The organism is Mesorhizobium sp. WSM4906 (assembly GCF_029674625.1).
Lineage (GTDB): Bacteria > Pseudomonadota > Alphaproteobacteria > Rhizobiales > Rhizobiaceae > Mesorhizobium.
In genome coordinates this window covers 1,522,925-1,537,541 of record NZ_CP121355.1, presented here as the reverse complement: position 1 = coordinate 1,537,541, position 14,617 = coordinate 1,522,925, and the positions used below count along the sequence as shown (strand labels likewise).

10 protein-coding genes and 1 pseudogene are annotated in these 14,617 nt (G+C 59.9%); 8 read left to right on the top strand and 3 right to left on the bottom strand.

The window, feature by feature from the left end:
- The first annotated feature begins 159 nt into the window (after nucleotides 1-159).
- The 6 genes from bioB to QAZ22_RS07160 all read left to right on the top strand — a co-directional run bounded on the left by bioB (nucleotide 160) and on the right by QAZ22_RS07160 (nucleotide 6,958).
- Nucleotides 160-1,128: a biotin synthase BioB gene (gene bioB / locus QAZ22_RS07185; protein WP_224570943.1), complete on the top strand. Its 969-nt coding sequence runs from the start codon at nucleotides 160-162 to the stop codon at nucleotides 1,126-1,128.
- Nucleotides 1,125-2,264 carry an 8-amino-7-oxononanoate synthase gene (locus tag QAZ22_RS07180; RefSeq protein ID WP_024505572.1) on the top strand — a complete coding sequence of 380 codons (1,140 nt, stop codon included), beginning with the start codon at nucleotides 1,125-1,127 and terminating at the stop codon, nucleotides 2,262-2,264. The genes bioB and QAZ22_RS07180 overlap by 4 nt, the downstream gene beginning before the upstream one ends.
- On the top strand, nucleotides 2,261-2,896 hold the full coding sequence (gene bioD, locus QAZ22_RS07175) for a dethiobiotin synthase (RefSeq protein ID WP_063169254.1): 636 nt from the start codon (nucleotides 2,261-2,263) through the stop codon (nucleotides 2,894-2,896). Before QAZ22_RS07180 ends, bioD begins: the two co-directional genes overlap by 4 nt.
- Nucleotides 2,896-4,161 (top strand): adenosylmethionine--8-amino-7-oxononanoate transaminase, encoded by a 1,266-nt coding sequence (locus tag QAZ22_RS07170; RefSeq protein WP_063169255.1) that lies wholly within the window; start codon nucleotides 2,896-2,898, stop codon nucleotides 4,159-4,161. The genes bioD and QAZ22_RS07170 overlap by 1 nt, the downstream gene beginning before the upstream one ends.
- Nucleotides 4,158-5,141 (top strand): beta-ketoacyl-ACP synthase III, encoded by a 984-nt coding sequence (locus QAZ22_RS07165; RefSeq protein WP_063169256.1) that lies wholly within the window; start codon nucleotides 4,158-4,160, stop codon nucleotides 5,139-5,141. The genes QAZ22_RS07170 and QAZ22_RS07165 overlap by 4 nt, the downstream gene beginning before the upstream one ends.
- Nucleotides 5,142-5,314: 173 nt before the next feature.
- Nucleotides 5,315-6,958 carry an MFS transporter gene (locus tag QAZ22_RS07160; protein WP_063169257.1) on the top strand — a complete coding sequence of 548 codons (1,644 nt, stop codon included), beginning with the start codon at nucleotides 5,315-5,317 and terminating at the stop codon, nucleotides 6,956-6,958.
- 234 nt (nucleotides 6,959-7,192) lie between these two features.
- Here QAZ22_RS07160 and hemN read toward each other — a convergent pair.
- Together hemN and QAZ22_RS07150 are read right to left on the bottom strand one after the other, a co-directional pair.
- Nucleotides 7,193-8,519 (bottom strand): annotated as a pseudogene (gene hemN, locus QAZ22_RS07155) (oxygen-independent coproporphyrinogen III oxidase).
- A 464-nt stretch (nucleotides 8,520-8,983) separates the two neighbouring features.
- Nucleotides 8,984-9,340 carry a hypothetical protein gene (locus QAZ22_RS07150; protein ID WP_024505577.1) on the bottom strand — a complete coding sequence of 119 codons (357 nt, stop codon included), beginning with the start codon at nucleotides 9,338-9,340 and terminating at the stop codon, nucleotides 8,984-8,986.
- Between the two features lie 681 nt (nucleotides 9,341-10,021).
- Here QAZ22_RS07150 and QAZ22_RS07145 point away from each other — a divergent pair.
- Nucleotides 10,022-11,161 (top strand): porin, encoded by a 1,140-nt coding sequence (locus QAZ22_RS07145; RefSeq protein ID WP_063169258.1) that lies wholly within the window; start codon nucleotides 10,022-10,024, stop codon nucleotides 11,159-11,161.
- 460 nt (nucleotides 11,162-11,621) lie between these two features.
- Nucleotides 11,622-12,575 (top strand): IS481 family transposase, encoded by a 954-nt coding sequence (locus QAZ22_RS07140; RefSeq protein WP_063169259.1) that lies wholly within the window; start codon nucleotides 11,622-11,624, stop codon nucleotides 12,573-12,575.
- Between the two features lie 106 nt (nucleotides 12,576-12,681).
- On the opposite strand, the gene QAZ22_RS07135 is transcribed toward QAZ22_RS07140, so the two are convergent.
- Complete coding sequence (locus QAZ22_RS07135) at nucleotides 12,682-14,553, bottom strand: acyltransferase family protein (RefSeq protein WP_063169260.1); 1,872 nt, start codon at nucleotides 14,551-14,553, stop codon at nucleotides 12,682-12,684.
- Nucleotides 14,554-14,617: the final 64 nt, after the last annotated feature.

Here is a 14,617-nt window from a genome sequence, read left to right as displayed (position 1 = left end):
GAGCAACATCAGCTCGGCAGGCGTAGGAGGTGCTGGAAAGACGTGCCGCAGCTCGCCTTTAGCGAGTGCGCCCCAAAGCCAAGAAGGCGTACCGGACTAGCAAACAAAGGTTTGACGATGACGATTGGAATGAACTCGGAGTTCGACGTGAACCAGACCATGCAATCGGTCGACGGAACGCCTCCGCGATGGAACCGCAAAGAGGCCGAGGCCATCTACGGCATGCCATTCAACGATCTGCTGTTCCTGGCTCAGACGATCCACCGCCAGAACTTCGATCGAAACCGAGTGCAGCTGTCGCGGCTCCTTAGCATCAAGACCGGCGGGTGCCCCGAAGATTGCGGCTATTGCAGCCAGTCTGCGCATTACGAAACCGGTGTGAAGGCGTCGAAGCTGGTGGACGTCAAGCATGTCATCGACGAAGCGGCCAAGGCGCGTGATGGCGGCGCAACGCGCTATTGCATGGGCGCGGCGTGGCGAAGTCCCAAGGAGCGCGACATGGACGTTGTGGTCGCCATGATTGAGGGCGTCAAGGCCCTCGGCATGGAGACCTGCATGACGCTCGGCATGCTCGATCTTGAGCAAGCTGCTCGCCTGAAGCAGGCCGGTCTCGACTACTATAACCACAACATCGATACCTCTGAGCGCTACTATGGCGAGGTTATTTCAACCAGGACTTTTGCCGACCGGCTGAAAACGCTTGGGCACGTGCGCGCGGTTGGGATGAAAGTCTGCTGCGGCGGCATTGTCGGGATGGGAGAAGAAAAGACCGATCGCATCGACATGCTGGTCACGCTCGCGAACCTGCCCGAGCCGCCGGAAAGCGTGCCGATCAACATGCTTATTCCCATCGAAGGCACGCCGCTTGCCGCGGCCGACGCCATCGATCCGATCGATTTCGTCCGCATCGTTGCGCTCGCGCGGGTGATGATGCCGAAATCCTATGTAAGGCTGTCCGCCGGCAGGACGGCGATGAGCGACGAAACGCAGGCGCTGTGCTTCTTTGCCGGCGCCAATTCGATCTTTGTCGGCGACACGCTGCTGACGGCGGGAAATCCCGGCGAGGACAAGGATACCCTTCTGTTCCGGCGCCTCGGCATTGAGCCTATGGAACTCGCCACGCAATGAAGGAGGCAATTCTTGCCCGCTATGACGCAACCTTGCGGGGACTGGGGCGCAAGGACCGGTTGCGGACGCTCGCACCGCGCGCCGGGCTCGACTTCTCGTCGAACGACTATATCGGACTTGCCGCCTCCAAAAGACTGGGCGATGCGGTTTCGACGGCGATTGCGCGGGGCACGCCAGTGGGCGCCACCGGATCGCGGCTGTTGCGCGGCAATGCACCGGAACATGAGCAACTGGAGGCGGACGCAGCGGCATTTTTCGGAGCCGAGCGTGCACTGTTCTTCGGCAGCGGCTATATCGCCAACTTCGCTCTGCTGACGGCCCTGCCGCAGAAAGGCGACCTGCTGGTCCTCGACGAGCTCGCTCATGCCAGCATGCATGAGGGTGCCCAGGCCGGGCGCGCTGAGTTCAAGCTGGCCGCGCACAACGACGTCGACGCTGTCGAGGACGCAATCACCCGCTGGCGCGCCGAAGGCGGCATGGGGCGGGTGTGGATCGCCTTCGAAAGCCTTTACAGCATGGATGGCGACCGTGCGCCGATGGAGAGCCTGGTCGCGCTGGCTGATCGGTACCAGGCATTCATCGTCGTCGATGAAGCGCATGCCACCGGCGTCTGGGGACCGGACGGCCGGGGACTGGCCGCCGCGTATGAAGGCCGCGACAACATCGTCACGCTCCACACATGCGGCAAGGCGCTTGGCGCATCCGGCGCGCTCGTTACCGGACCGCGAACACTGTGCGACTATCTTATCAACCGGTGCCGGCCATTCATCTATGCGACCGCACCATCGCCGCTGATGGCAGTCGCGGCACGTGAGGCGCTGACTATTCTGTCTGACGAGCCTATGCGTCGTGCTCAGTTGCACGAGCGTGTCGCTTTCGCGAGCCGGCAATTGGCCGAACGCTGCGGCGTGATGCCCAGCGGCTCGCAGATCCAGCCGCTTGTGATCGGCGATAACAGCCGCACCATGGCGGTGGCGGCAGGACTGCAGGCACGCGGCTTCGACATACGCGGCATTCGCCCGCCGACAGTGCCTGAGGGTACGTCGCGCCTGCGCATTTCGCTGACTCTCAACGTCGACGAAGCCGACATTTCCGCCATGGTCGAGGCTCTCGTCGGAGTGTTGGCCACAGCATGACCAAACGCATCGTCGTCACCGGAACAGACACTGGAATTGGCAAGACAGTGTTTTCGGCCGGACTTGCCGGGCTGCTCGACGGCTTCTACTGGAAGCCGGTGCAATCGGGCCTCAACGAGGAGACCGACAGCGAGGTCGTCGCCCGGCTTTCCGGCTTGCCCGACGGACGCGTGCTGCCCGAAGTCTATCGACTGACGATGCCGCTGTCGCCGCATCGATCAGCCGAAATCGACGGCGTCGCGATCGAGGCCGACGATCTTTCATTTCCGGTCCTGCCGACACCGCTCGTCATCGAAGGCGCCGGCGGGCTGATGGTGCCGCTCAATCGACAGACAAGGTTCATTGACATATTCGAACAATGGCGGCTGCCGGTCATACTGTGCGCCCGCACCGCGCTTGGCACCATCAATCATACGCTGTTGTCGATCGAGGCCCTGAGAGCCCGCTCCATCCCGCTCATCGGCATTGCCTTCATTGGCGAAGAGGTGGCCGATACACAAAGGACAATCGTGGAATTCGGCGGCGTGCCGCAGCTGGGCAGGCTGCCGCACCTCGGTCCGCTGACGGGTGAAACGTTGAGAGATGCAATGATTTCCGGCTTCGACCTGGCCATGATTGCCGGAGGCGACTGATGGCGGAGTCTCGAGTCTGGCATCCGTTCACGCAGCACGCGCTAGAGCCCTCGCTCCCTGAAATCGTGCTGACTGAAGGCGCCTATCTCCACAAGGCCGACGGCTTCCGCATCCTCGATGCGATTTCTTCCTGGTGGGTCGTCACCCATGGCCATCGCCACCCCCGCATCATGAAGGCCATCGAGACGACCGCCTCGAGCCTCGACCAGATCATCTTCGCGGGCTTCACCCACGAGCCGGCCGAACGGCTGGCCGAGGCGCTTGTAGGCATCGCACCCGCCGGCCTCCACCGGGTGTTCTATTCCGACAGTGGCTCGACCTCAGTCGAAGTCGCGCTGAAGATGGCGCTCGGCTATTTCCGTAACATCGGCGCGTCGCGTTCGCGCATCGCCGTCATGGAGCACAGCTATCATGGCGACACCATCGGCACGATGAGCGTCGGCGCCCGTGGCGTCTTCAACGCCGCCTATGAGCCTTTGCTGTTCGAGGTCGACACCATCCCCTTCCCGGCCGCCGGGCGCGAGCAGGAAACGCTGGATCGGTTCGAGGCCGTTAGCCGCGACCGGCGCGCAGCCGCGCTGATCGTCGAGCCGCTGGTGCTTGGCGCCGGCGGCATGCTGATGTATCCGGCCTGGGTTCTTGCCGAATTGAAGAGGATCGCCGAAGCCTCCGGCACGCTCGTGATCGCCGATGAAGTGATGACCGGCTGGGGGCGCACCGGAACCATGTTTGCCTGCGAACAGGCGTCCGTCTCGCCCGACATCTTGTGCACCTCGAAAGGTCTGACCGGTGGTACCATCCCGCTGGCCGCCACGATCGCCACCGATGCCATCTTCCACGCTCACTTTTCGGAGGATCGCAAGAAGACGTTTTTCCATTCGAGCTCCTACACCGCCAATCCGATCGCCTGCGCGGCAGCACTTGCCAATGTCGAGATCTGGCGTGACGAGCCGGTGGCCGAGCGGATCGCGGTCTTGAGCGCGAGGCAGGCCGCGGGGCTGCAACGCTTCCGGGACAATCCATATTTCACCGACTGCCGGACAACCGGCACCATCGCGGCACTCGACCTACGCACCGGCTCAGCCGGTTATCTGGCCGAGATCGGGCCAAAACTGCGCGCTTTTTTCCTTGAGCGCGGCCTGTTGGTGCGCCCGCTCGGCAATGTCCTCTATCTTCTGCCGCCCTATTGCATCACCAGCGACGAATTGGACGGGCTCTATGACGCGATAGAGGAGGCCGGCGAACGCTTCGGCTCGCGGCCATGAACCTATCGTCGCGCGTTCTCGGCTTCGGCCATCATGCGCCGACGCGCAAGGTCGAGAACCCGGAAATCGAAGACCGGCTCGGGCTTGAGCCCGGCTGGATCGAGCGGCGCACCGGAATTCGCTCGCGCTTCTGGGCAACAGACGAAGACACGCTGTCGGGCCTTGCCGCCTCTGCCGGCGACATGGCGCTGACCAATGCCGGTATCGACCGCGGCGACGTCGGTCTACTCTTGCTCGCCACGTCGACGCCCGATCACCTTCTGCCGCCAAGCGCGCCGCTGGTCGCACATCGGCTGGGGCTAGGCCGCGCCGGAGCGATCGACCTGACCGGCGCCTGCGCCGGCTTCATCTATGCGCTGATGTTCGCCGACGGGTTCACCCGCCTGCACGGCAAAGCGAGCCTTGTCATCGCCGCCAACATCCTCAGCCACCGCATCAATTTGGCCGAGCGCGCCAGCGCCGTGCTGTTTGCCGATGCCGCCGGCGCCATGGTGATCAGTCCTTGCGATGACCCGGATCGAGGCATTCTCGGCGCTTCGGTGGATTCCGACGGCTCGCGCTACGGGCTAATCCAGATTCCCGCCGGGGGAAGCAACACTCCGTTCCATGCCGACCTCGACCTCGCGCAGACACGGATGACGATCACTGACGGCCGTGAAGTATTCAGCAAGGCCGTGGAGATGATGACCGCCTGCTCGAGAGATGCGCTCACTGCTGCCCGACTGAGGCCGCAAGACCTCGATCGTTTCGTGCCGCATCAGGCCAATGCGCGCATTTTCGACGCGGTCGGCAGGAACCTCGGCATCGCTGATCACTCGATCGTCAAGACGATCGCCGAATATGGCAACTCTTCCGCCGCGACGATCCCGCTCTCATTGTCGCTGGCCCATCGGGCGCAGCCGTTTCGGCCTGGCGAGAAAGTCCTCTTGGCGGCAGCGGGTGCGGGTCTCAGCGGCGGCGCGCTTGTGGTGGGAATTTAGCAAAGCAATGCTTGCGCACAGGACTGCTCATGAATGAGACTATGAGAATGGCTCAATACGCAAATAGTCGCCGGCAAGCTCCATAGAGCTGGGGTCCGTGCGGTGCTCCGCGATGTCTAAGTATCGACCCGCTTGCTCAAATCGCAGCGCTCATCGAAGGCCAGCAATACCTCATGCAGAGCGAAAATCCCCAACCGCCCGTTTCAAAGACGCTCGCCCCATTTCGAAACAAGGTGTTTCGCTCAATTTGGGCGGCCACCCAGATTTCCAGCCTCGGTTGGCTAGTGCAAACGGTCGCCATCAGTTGGCTTATGGCAACGATTTCAGCGTCCGACCTCATGGTGGCACTCGTCCAGGCCGCATCCACATTGCCGGTGTTCTTCCTCTCAGTTTTCGCCGGAGCCATTGCCGACAACTTCAGCCGCCGGTGGGTGATGTTTGCGGGACACTGCCTGATAGCATCGGCGTCGACGACGCTGATGATTTCTGTGGGTCTGGGATTTGTCAGTCCTTGGCTGATTCTCGGGTTAGGTTTCCTGGCCGGCTGCGGCTTTGCCTTGAATGATCCGGCTTGGCACGCTTCGGTCGGCGATATCCTTCACAAACGCGACATTCCGGCCGCAGTGACGCTTATGTCCGTCGGATACAACATTGTGCGCAGCGTTGGTCCAGCCTTGGGGGGCGTGATCCTGGCCGTCTTTGGGCCGCTGGCCGCTTTCGCCTTGGCTGCGGTGAGTGATCTGGCGCCCATAAGCGCGATATGGCGCACCAAATGGGAGGTCCGCTCTTCGCCTCTCCCTCGTGAGAGAATGACGACGGCAATTCATGACGGAGTGCGCTTTACGGCGATGTCTTTGGAGATCAGGGCAGCGACCGCCCGAGCCGCTCTTTTCGGGTTGGCAAGCATCTCCATTCTGGCGTTGCTCCCCCTCGTCGTCCGGGATCAGTTGAAGAGTGGGCCAATTGTCTACGGTATCTTATTGGCCGGCTTCGGCATGGGTGCTTTCATCGCGGGTATGGGCAACGGCTTCTTGAGGAAGGTCACGTCTCAAAACAGGCTGGTGGCCTTCGCCTCTGTGGCTTGTGCAGTCTGTTGCCTCTCCCTTGCCCTTACATCGTCGCTTCCTGTGGCGGCCATTTCGCTGGCGCTCGGCGGAGCGGGTTGGCTTATCACCTGGACGGGCATTGACGTGTCGGTGCAGTTGGCAAGCCCAAGGTGGGTTGTAGGCCGCACGCTCTCCATTTACTACGCCTTGAGCGCAGGCGGTATGGCTGCTGGCAGCTGGATCTGGGGTTCTGTCGCGCAAAACTATTCCTTGACCTCAGCATTGGAGGGCGCCGCAGGCGCTCTGTTGCTGGTTGCAGCAGCGGGGATCGTGTTGCCGGTCCGTCCCTGGGAAGAAACCGATCAAGAAAGTTCAGTTTTTCATCCGCCGGACGTGGCTCTCGATCTGAAACCCAGAAGTGGCCCTATCGTGGCCAAGGTCGAGTATTTGATATCGGAGGAAAATATCGAGGCCTTTCTGGGCTCCATGCGCACGCGGCGACACGTCCAGAGCCGTGCCGGTGCACGAAACTGGACGCTCCAGCGAAATCTGCAAACACCGTCACTTTGGACGGAGACATTCCGCACCCCCACCTGGATGGACTTTCTCCGCCTAAATCATCGACTCACCGCAGCAGATAAGGAAGTCGCCCAGCATCTCCTGTCACTGCATGAAGGAGAGGTGCCTCCGCAGACAGTGCTTTCGATTGAACGGACGACCGAGGCAATTCGTACCCGTACCTCGACAATCTTTTCTCGTCCTCCAAGATGACGCCATCAAGCTGCTGTCCAGGGACAGGGTGGATCACCGGTGCTTTGCAGAGCACAGCCTCACACCGAGAGCAGCGTGCTCCGGGTTGTGCGCTTTCGCGCGCACCCAGGCGAGATGATGGTGAACGCGGCGTCAAGTGGAAGTCCCCTGCATACGCTTGCGGAGTCTTCTGCGAGAGCCCATGCCGACGAGCGCCAAACAAGGTCTGATGCCTTTCGGCGTCGTGGCCTCAACTCATCGATTCGCGAGAAAAGCATCGAATGCAGCAGCAACGGCGCGAACAACAAAGCGGTGCTCCGGCCGCACGCGGATGAAGCCGTTTTCGACGTCCAGGATCCCCTCCTCAGCCAGCGTCACCAAACTCTCAACTGAATCGAGAAAACGAGCTGGTTCGATTTCGTGGGCGGCACAGATGGTCGGCACGTCGGCCTCCAAATCGCACATCAGTCGCTCGATGATCGCTGCGCGCACCCGGTCATCGTCGGTCAGACGGTGACCCTTTGATGTCGCCAGACGTCCACTTGCGATGTGCCGGGCGTAAGAATCCCGTGTTACTTCGTTCTGAACATACCCCTCGCGGACTCGGCCAATAGCCGACGCGCCGAAGCCGATCACGTTTTGCAAGTATCGGCCGAGTATCCCAGCGAATTACGCCGTAGGCGCCCGGTCTTCTGGCGCTAGCGCAAGTTCGTCGTCCGGCGGAGCGAAATGATCGAGCCCGATCTCCCGGTAGCCAGCGCCAACCAGTGTCTCGGCGACAGTTGCAGCCTGTTCGGCGCGAAGATCGCCGTCCGGTAGACCTGCCTGCTCGATTAGGCGCTGATTCTTTATCACGGAAGGAATATGCGCGTATCCGAACACCGCAAGCCGGTTGGGGCGCATGGCGACCGCAGCCATCGCGGTCTGGATGCAGGACTGCACAGTCTGTTTCGGTAGACCGAAGATGAGGTCGAAGTTGATATGGCCAACGCCATGCCGGCGGAGATTTTGGACTGCAGCGGCCGTCTGCACCTTACTCTGGATCCGATTGATCGCCTTTGCACATCGGGATCAAAGCTCTGCATCCGATGCTCGCGCGGTTGACACCGTTAGCTGCCAGGGCTTCGGCCATTTCCGGTGTGAACGTTCGGGGATCGATCTCCACGGCGATCGCAGCAGTTTTGCTGAAAGCGAAGTGGCGGCGTAGAAATTCCATCAGCGCCAAGTGCTCGGCTGGCCCGATAAGGTGAGGCGTTCCGCCGCCGAAATGCACATCGCTCACCGGCAGCCCTTGCCGCACTTGCTCCGACACCAAACTGATCTCCTGACGCAGCACCGCTAAATAATTAAGGATCGGGCCGTTGCGACGGATGACCGCGGTAGGGAAGCCGCAATACCAGCACATGGATCGGCAAAACGGAATGTGGAAATAGAGCGACACCGATTCGTCGGCCGGGAGGCCCCCCAGCCATTCCTCATAATCGTCAGCACCAACTGCCGCAGAGAAGTCTGGCACAGTCGGATAGATGGTATACCAAGGCGGCCGGGGGTCCCGGTACTTTGTCAGGATTGAGGTGTGCAAGGAGCTGTCATCCCACGTCGCTCATCCATCATTCTTTCGTTGCGCGCTCGTCCTGGTCTCTGACCTAAGTCAGTGCGTCCCGCTTATGTCGCAGTCTCGTTTGGACAGGATGGGGTCAACCACGCCGGGGAGCGCGCGTGCCATGGTTGCGCCTGAGGTGATGGTGCGGTGCCGCATTCAACGTCTGAGTACGTGACGCCAGTGCAGTGTGCTTGAGGCGTCTGCGGAAGAACTTTGCAATGCGAAATTCATGTCCGACGCAACGGACCTGTCAAGCCTCGTTCAGACGCCATCCAGGTCCAGCCAGCGGCCTTCCCTGCCGGCCGAAAAACCATACCGGCTTTAGCCACCGAGACGCTCTAAAGCTGACGTCGGCTCATTTGATGAAAGGAGGACGCCGCTAGGGGGTGCACAAGGTTCCCCGGCTTGACGTCGCTTCGAGCGAAGAGCGGTGTGGCTTGTCGTCAAGCGCCGGGCAGCGTGCCCCCTACCGATATCCCGAAAAGATCGACCAAGATGGCCATGCCGACGCCACACGCGGTCTGGATGAGGCCGACCATGAAAATGCGATTGGCGCGTTCGTAGATGGGGCGCCGCAAGGAACTCATGTCGAGCAGCATGGACAGCGCTCTCATCTGCAGTGCGATGCCGAGCAGGATCGGCACTACGGCGAACAGATCGTAGAGTTGCCATGGCAAGGGGTTCGCGGCCCAATGAGTGAGGAAGCCGAGGGAAAAGGCAAGCAGGATACCCACGGCAGTGATTGTGCCGTTGCGGAAAATGGTCTCGATCGGTTCTTCCTTCGGATCGTGCTCGTCCAAGCGGCTTCCTTTCGTTGCTCTTTCCGTCGAGACTAAGTTCTCGAGAATACTGTTCATCGCCAATTACTCGAGGCGAGCCGTAGGCAGCCGTTTCAGGGTGCGCTCCCTCTCGCTTCCGGCCGCGCAATGTACCTGCACGGCGAACTTACAGCGGCGAAAAGGTGCTGCGGCCACCATGCGACGCCTCGGACGTGCACGCCCTCTGTTCCTGGCGCAGCCCTTGCGGAGCGTACGCGCAGTGATCCTTCTCGGTAGCGGATGGCGCGGCCTCCGTTGCGGTCAGACGGGAAGCCGTCGCTGTTAAACGAGACTGTCACATATCGAACATGGCGAACCGTGTCGCACATTTCTTTTCGCAGTGACCCTCAAAAAAAGTGATTCCAGCGAGACGAAGGCGCGTCGGCCCGATTTTGGTGTCGGCCGCATCTACGCTTCAGGTTGGCATGTCGCTTGCTGCTCTATTCGGAGAGCTGCAGCGGTCCGACCGGAGTGTTTCACATGTAAACGATAATGAATCTCCTAGCAGAAAACACTATTATAAGTACATGTGGCTTTTACGCTGGCTCACCTCTCGTGTCAAGCGCTTTGGCGTCCACATATTGGAGACAACACGCACAAAATTTAGAGGAAAAGCTTGCTCTTTCGCCTCTATCCTTTTTATTCCTTCATGGAGATCTAGACATGTACATCAAGAGTCCTCTTCTCGGCTTAACTGCTCTGATGACCATTTCCGTCGGTCGAGCAGCTGGCGCCGAGCGGGAACCGGCCGAGTACATCAAGATCTGCGACGTCCTCGGCTCGGGATATTCCTATATTCCCAACACCGAGACCTGCCTGCGCATCGGCGGCTATGTCCGTTACGATATCGGCCTGGGTGACGTCCGATCGTATGACAGCGCAAGAACCTCGGACGTGAGAACTGGCGAGGACCAAGGCACTTGGCGAAACAGCACACGCTTCACGTTCAAAACTTGGACCGGCCAGCAGACCGAGCTCGGCGCGTTGACGACCTATACCGAAACCCAGGTGAATTTTGGCAACAGCGCTAACTCGCATGACAGTCCTCAGAACTATGATTTCAACAGCGGCCTCGCACTGGCTTCTGCCTGGGTCGAGCTGGGAGGCCTGCGAGTTGGCAAGGAGGGGTCGGCCTTCGATACGTTTGCAAGCTACGCTGGCAACGTTCTCGATAGTATGCTCGTTCCGTCGGCCGGCTTCGACACCAACGTGGCTCAGTACCACTTCGACGCCGGCAACGGCATTTCGACTGTGATTTCGCTCGAACAAGGATCGGGCTCAGCCGGTACTATCGACAGCTATATTCCGCACGTTGTCGCCGGCTTGAAATACACGCAAGGCTGGGGCTCGATCATCGGCGTCGCGGCTTATGACAGCAATTACGAAGCTTTTGCCGGCAAGATCCGCGTCGACGTCGCTGTCACAAACCAGCTGTCGCTGTTTGGACTCTTCGGCTACGGTTCCAATGCCAGTCTCAACGAGGACTCAAACGGCGCAATTGCCAATCATGGGCGCGGCTCGTACAAAATCTGGAACGGCCAGTGGGCTTTCTGGGCGGGCGCCACCTACGAGTTTGACGAGAAAACTTCGTTCAACCTTCAGGTCTCGGGTGATCAGCTCAAGGATGCTGGTGTGGCTGCAAACGTCGCCTACATGGTCGTTCCCGGCTTCACGGTCACAGCCGAGGTCGATTACGACCACTACGGCAACTCTGGCCTCGGCCCTGCCGAGCCTACCGCCGTCAAGGGCACGAGCAAGCCGAACAGCGTCGGCGGCATTCTCCGCTTACAAGGCTCATTTTGAAATCTCTCCAGTCGCGAGCATGGCAAAGGCACTTGCCTCGACAACGCACGCATGGAGAGCTTCGTTCGCCATCTTGAAGTCTGCATCGACCGTCCACGGCCCATCGTACCAACTAGAAACTGAAAGTTATGAGCCCTGTGTACTACACCTAGCCCTTGACCTGCCCGATGAACCGGCCAGGGGCCGTCAGTTCAAATTCGGGGCCGTTTAGAGGGCAGTGTGAGGCCGTGTTAGGTAAGCGCCACTGCAATGTCGAGGCCGCGACACGCCTGTCGCTTTGGACGGCTGGAATTGCCCTTCGCGGCGCCATTCATTCTCTCAACATTTACGTGATAATGCACGCTGAGTCCGAGCCGCGTGGCAGCACCCATCCTAGGTGTGAGCTTTCGAGAGGTTGTCCATTCGGACCGGACCGAGGAGACTGGAGTTACCACGCTTCAGCATCCATCGGAGGGTCCGAATGAACATCCACAAGAATGCCCGTCTCACACCGCTGCGTCGAGAGGAGATGGCGTTATCGGTGATAGAAGGCGCTTTTTCCAAAGCCCATGCGGCGCGCGTCTATGGCGTGTCGGCCAAGATCGTGGCGCGCTGGGTCGAGCGCTATAAGACCAAAGGGCGGGCCGGCATGGTCGACCGCTCGTCGCGGCCCACCGTCATGCCGAGCCTGACCGAACAGTCCGTGGCCGAGCGCATCGCAGCCTTGCGTCGCCAGCGGCTGACCGGCAAGCACATCGCCCATGAGGTCGGCGTCTCGCCCGCCACCGTCAGCCGGGTTCTCAAGCGTGCCGGGCTGTCGCGGCTCAGGGATATCGAGCCGGCCGAACCGGTCCGGCGCTACGAGCGGGAGCATCCCGGCGAGATGATCCATATCGACATCAAGAAGCTCGGCCGCTTCAGCCAAGTCGGCCATCGTATCACCGGCGATCCGCAAAAGGGCAAGTCGCGCGGCGCCGGCTGGGAGTTCGTCCATGTCTGCATCGACGACGCGTCCCGCATCGCCTTCTCGCAAATCCTGCCCGACGAGAAAAAGGAGTGCGCCATCGCCTTCCTCAAGGCCGCGGTCGCCTATTACGCCAGCCTCGGCGTCACGATAGCCCGCGTCATGACCGACAACGGCTCCTGCTACAGATCAAAGGCCTTCGCCAAGGCCTGCCGCGATCTCGGCCTCAAGCACGTCACGACAAGACCCTATACGCCCAAGACCAATGGCAAGGCCGAGCGCTTCATCCAGACAGCACTGCGCGAATGGGCCTACGCCATTGCCTATCCGACATCCGATCATCGTGCCGCCGAACTGCCTGTCTGGCTGCACAGATACAATTGGCATCGTCCACATGGCAGCCTAAAGTCAAAAACGCCTATCAGTCGCCTCGCCCTGATCGAGGACAACCTGTTGAAGCTCCACACCTAGGTCACTATCGGGGGGCCTTAAACCTGAACAGCTCCATCGTCGCGGCTGCTGCGGAAGCAGGAGCTATCACTGGGACCCGTACTGGTGCTTGTCAGCCGCTGAGCCGCTACTTCGTCTTAGGAAGAGCATTGTCCTTGCCAAAAGCCGGCCAGTATTTCGAGATTGCCAGTGTGGCGCCGGCTGAAGAGAAATGACCATAGTCGAAATATAAAAACTCTCCTCTATCGAAATAGGCGCAGCGTCCTGCGCTGCACAGGAATTTCAGCGGATCGATGAATGTGGCGCCTTTGGTAAATGAGCGCACACGTTCGTTGACGTCGGGGTCCATCGCGATCGGCCAGGACGTATCGTCCAGATTTTGGCGCTTGGCGAAGAACGCAATTTTCCGGACGTCAGTTGGGAACTGCGGAGACTGGCCGATGACAAACACGCGCACGCCCAGGGCACGAAGCGTAGCGATTGTTTGCTGAAGACCGTCGAAACCTCTGACCTCATAGTCACTCCATCTACCGCTGAGGATAACCGTCTTGATGTCCGCTTCCAAGATGACGTCCAAGGCCTTGCGATTGAACCGGACACAATCAAGACGATCGTACGGGTAGTAATAGAGTATCGGCGCGCAGCTGGCGTACGTATATTCAACGATGTTCGCCTGCAATCGATTTATGTTAGCACCCAAGCCGGAAACATAGTGCGCGGCGAAGGAGTCGCCCCACAAAAAAACCGTTGTTGGAAAACCGCTGGTGCGCGTGCAATCCTCCATATTCCAGCTTTCGATCCGGCTGGTGCCCTCGTTGAAACAGATGCCATTCCTCCAGTCCCCGACGGAAATGCGCCGCTGGACATAGTCCGGAAACCGTTGCGGAAAGCCGTTGCCGAGCGCCCCCGCCGCTCCGCCGGCACAAAGGACAACGATCGCGAGCGCTGAAAAGGCGAAGATAGGCCCCGGGGAGGTGAAGGCCCTCTTCTGTCGAAACGGCTGCTCTACAAACTTCCAGGAGAATGCAGCCAATGCGAGGCTTGCCACCAACATCGCACCGGTCATCAACGGATCGAGTTTTTGGAACGAAAGATAGTGCGCGAACGCATTGAGAGGCCAGTGAACAAGATACAACGAATACGAGATGAGCCCAATCCAGACCAGCGGCCTGACTTCGAGCATGCGGGTGGCGACCGTCGAGGGGGTATTTTGGCCAACATAGATCAGAAGGGCCGTTCCGATGCATGGATACAAGGCGTTGTAGCCTGGGAACGGATCACTCGCCGAAATCGCGAAGAACCCGATGGCGAGAAGGCCAAATCCGGCCACCCCCACCGACTCCATCAGGAGTCGGTTGCCCAGCGGCGAGGGGCATTTGAGCATGAGCAGGGCGCCCAACATGAGTTCCCAGATTCGGGTCGGCAGCAGATAGAATCCGGCGGTGGGTGCCAGCGATGTCGCCATCACCGCCACTACGAAGCTGCAGAGAATTATCGGAAGAAGTGTCGTCAGCCAGCGCTTCCCGATGTAGCGATAGATTAGGAACATCAGGATTGGTGCGAAGATGTAGTACTGCTCCGCTACGGAAAGCGGCCAAGTGTGCAACAGTGGTAGAAGCGCGGCATCGATAGAGAAGTAACTTGACGTTTTCCAGAAGAAAACGTTCGACCAGAAGGTCGAGGTAGCTATGATGCTAAGACTGAATCCGCGCAGATCCGGTGGCAGAAGAATGAACAATGCCGCAATGCAGGTGAGAAGCATCACAAAGACGAGCGCCGGCAGAATGCGCCGGGCACGGCGCCAGTAGAAGTTGACGATGGAAAATTGGCCGCGTTCAAGGTCATCCAGGAGGCTTCCGCTGGTTAGGTAGCCGGAGATGACGAAGAAGATATCGACCCCGCTAAAGCCACCCGGGATCGCCGAAATTCCGAAATGAAAGAGTACGACCGGAAGTACAGCAACGGCCCTAAGGCCCTCGATATAGCGCCTATATTGCATCCAGCGGTTCCTTTTATTTTAGATCAGGACGCGATTGGAAGCTTTCAATCTCCGGTAGGAGTGC

Bases quoted from the DNA above. Each gene is read 5' to 3' on its own strand.
- bioB (WP_224570943.1), top strand. From the start codon at position 160: ATGCAATCGGTCGACGGAACGCCTCCGCGATGGAACCGCAAAGAGGCC.
- QAZ22_RS07180 (WP_024505572.1), top strand. From the start codon at position 1,125: ATGAAGGAGGCAATTCTTGCCCGCTATGACGCAACCTTGCGGGGACTG.
- bioD (WP_063169254.1), top strand. From the start codon at position 2,261: ATGACCAAACGCATCGTCGTCACCGGAACAGACACTGGAATTGGCAAG.
- QAZ22_RS07170 (WP_063169255.1), top strand. From the start codon at position 2,896: ATGGCGGAGTCTCGAGTCTGGCATCCGTTCACGCAGCACGCGCTAGAG.
- QAZ22_RS07165 (WP_063169256.1), top strand. From the start codon at position 4,158: ATGAACCTATCGTCGCGCGTTCTCGGCTTCGGCCATCATGCGCCGACG.
- QAZ22_RS07160 (WP_063169257.1), top strand. From the start codon at position 5,315: ATGCAGAGCGAAAATCCCCAACCGCCCGTTTCAAAGACGCTCGCCCCA.
- QAZ22_RS07145 (WP_063169258.1), top strand. From the start codon at position 10,022: ATGTACATCAAGAGTCCTCTTCTCGGCTTAACTGCTCTGATGACCATT.
- QAZ22_RS07140 (WP_063169259.1), top strand. From the start codon at position 11,622: ATGAACATCCACAAGAATGCCCGTCTCACACCGCTGCGTCGAGAGGAG.
- QAZ22_RS07135 (WP_063169260.1), bottom strand. From the start codon at position 14,553: ATGCAATATAGGCGCTATATCGAGGGCCTTAGGGCCGTTGCTGTACTT.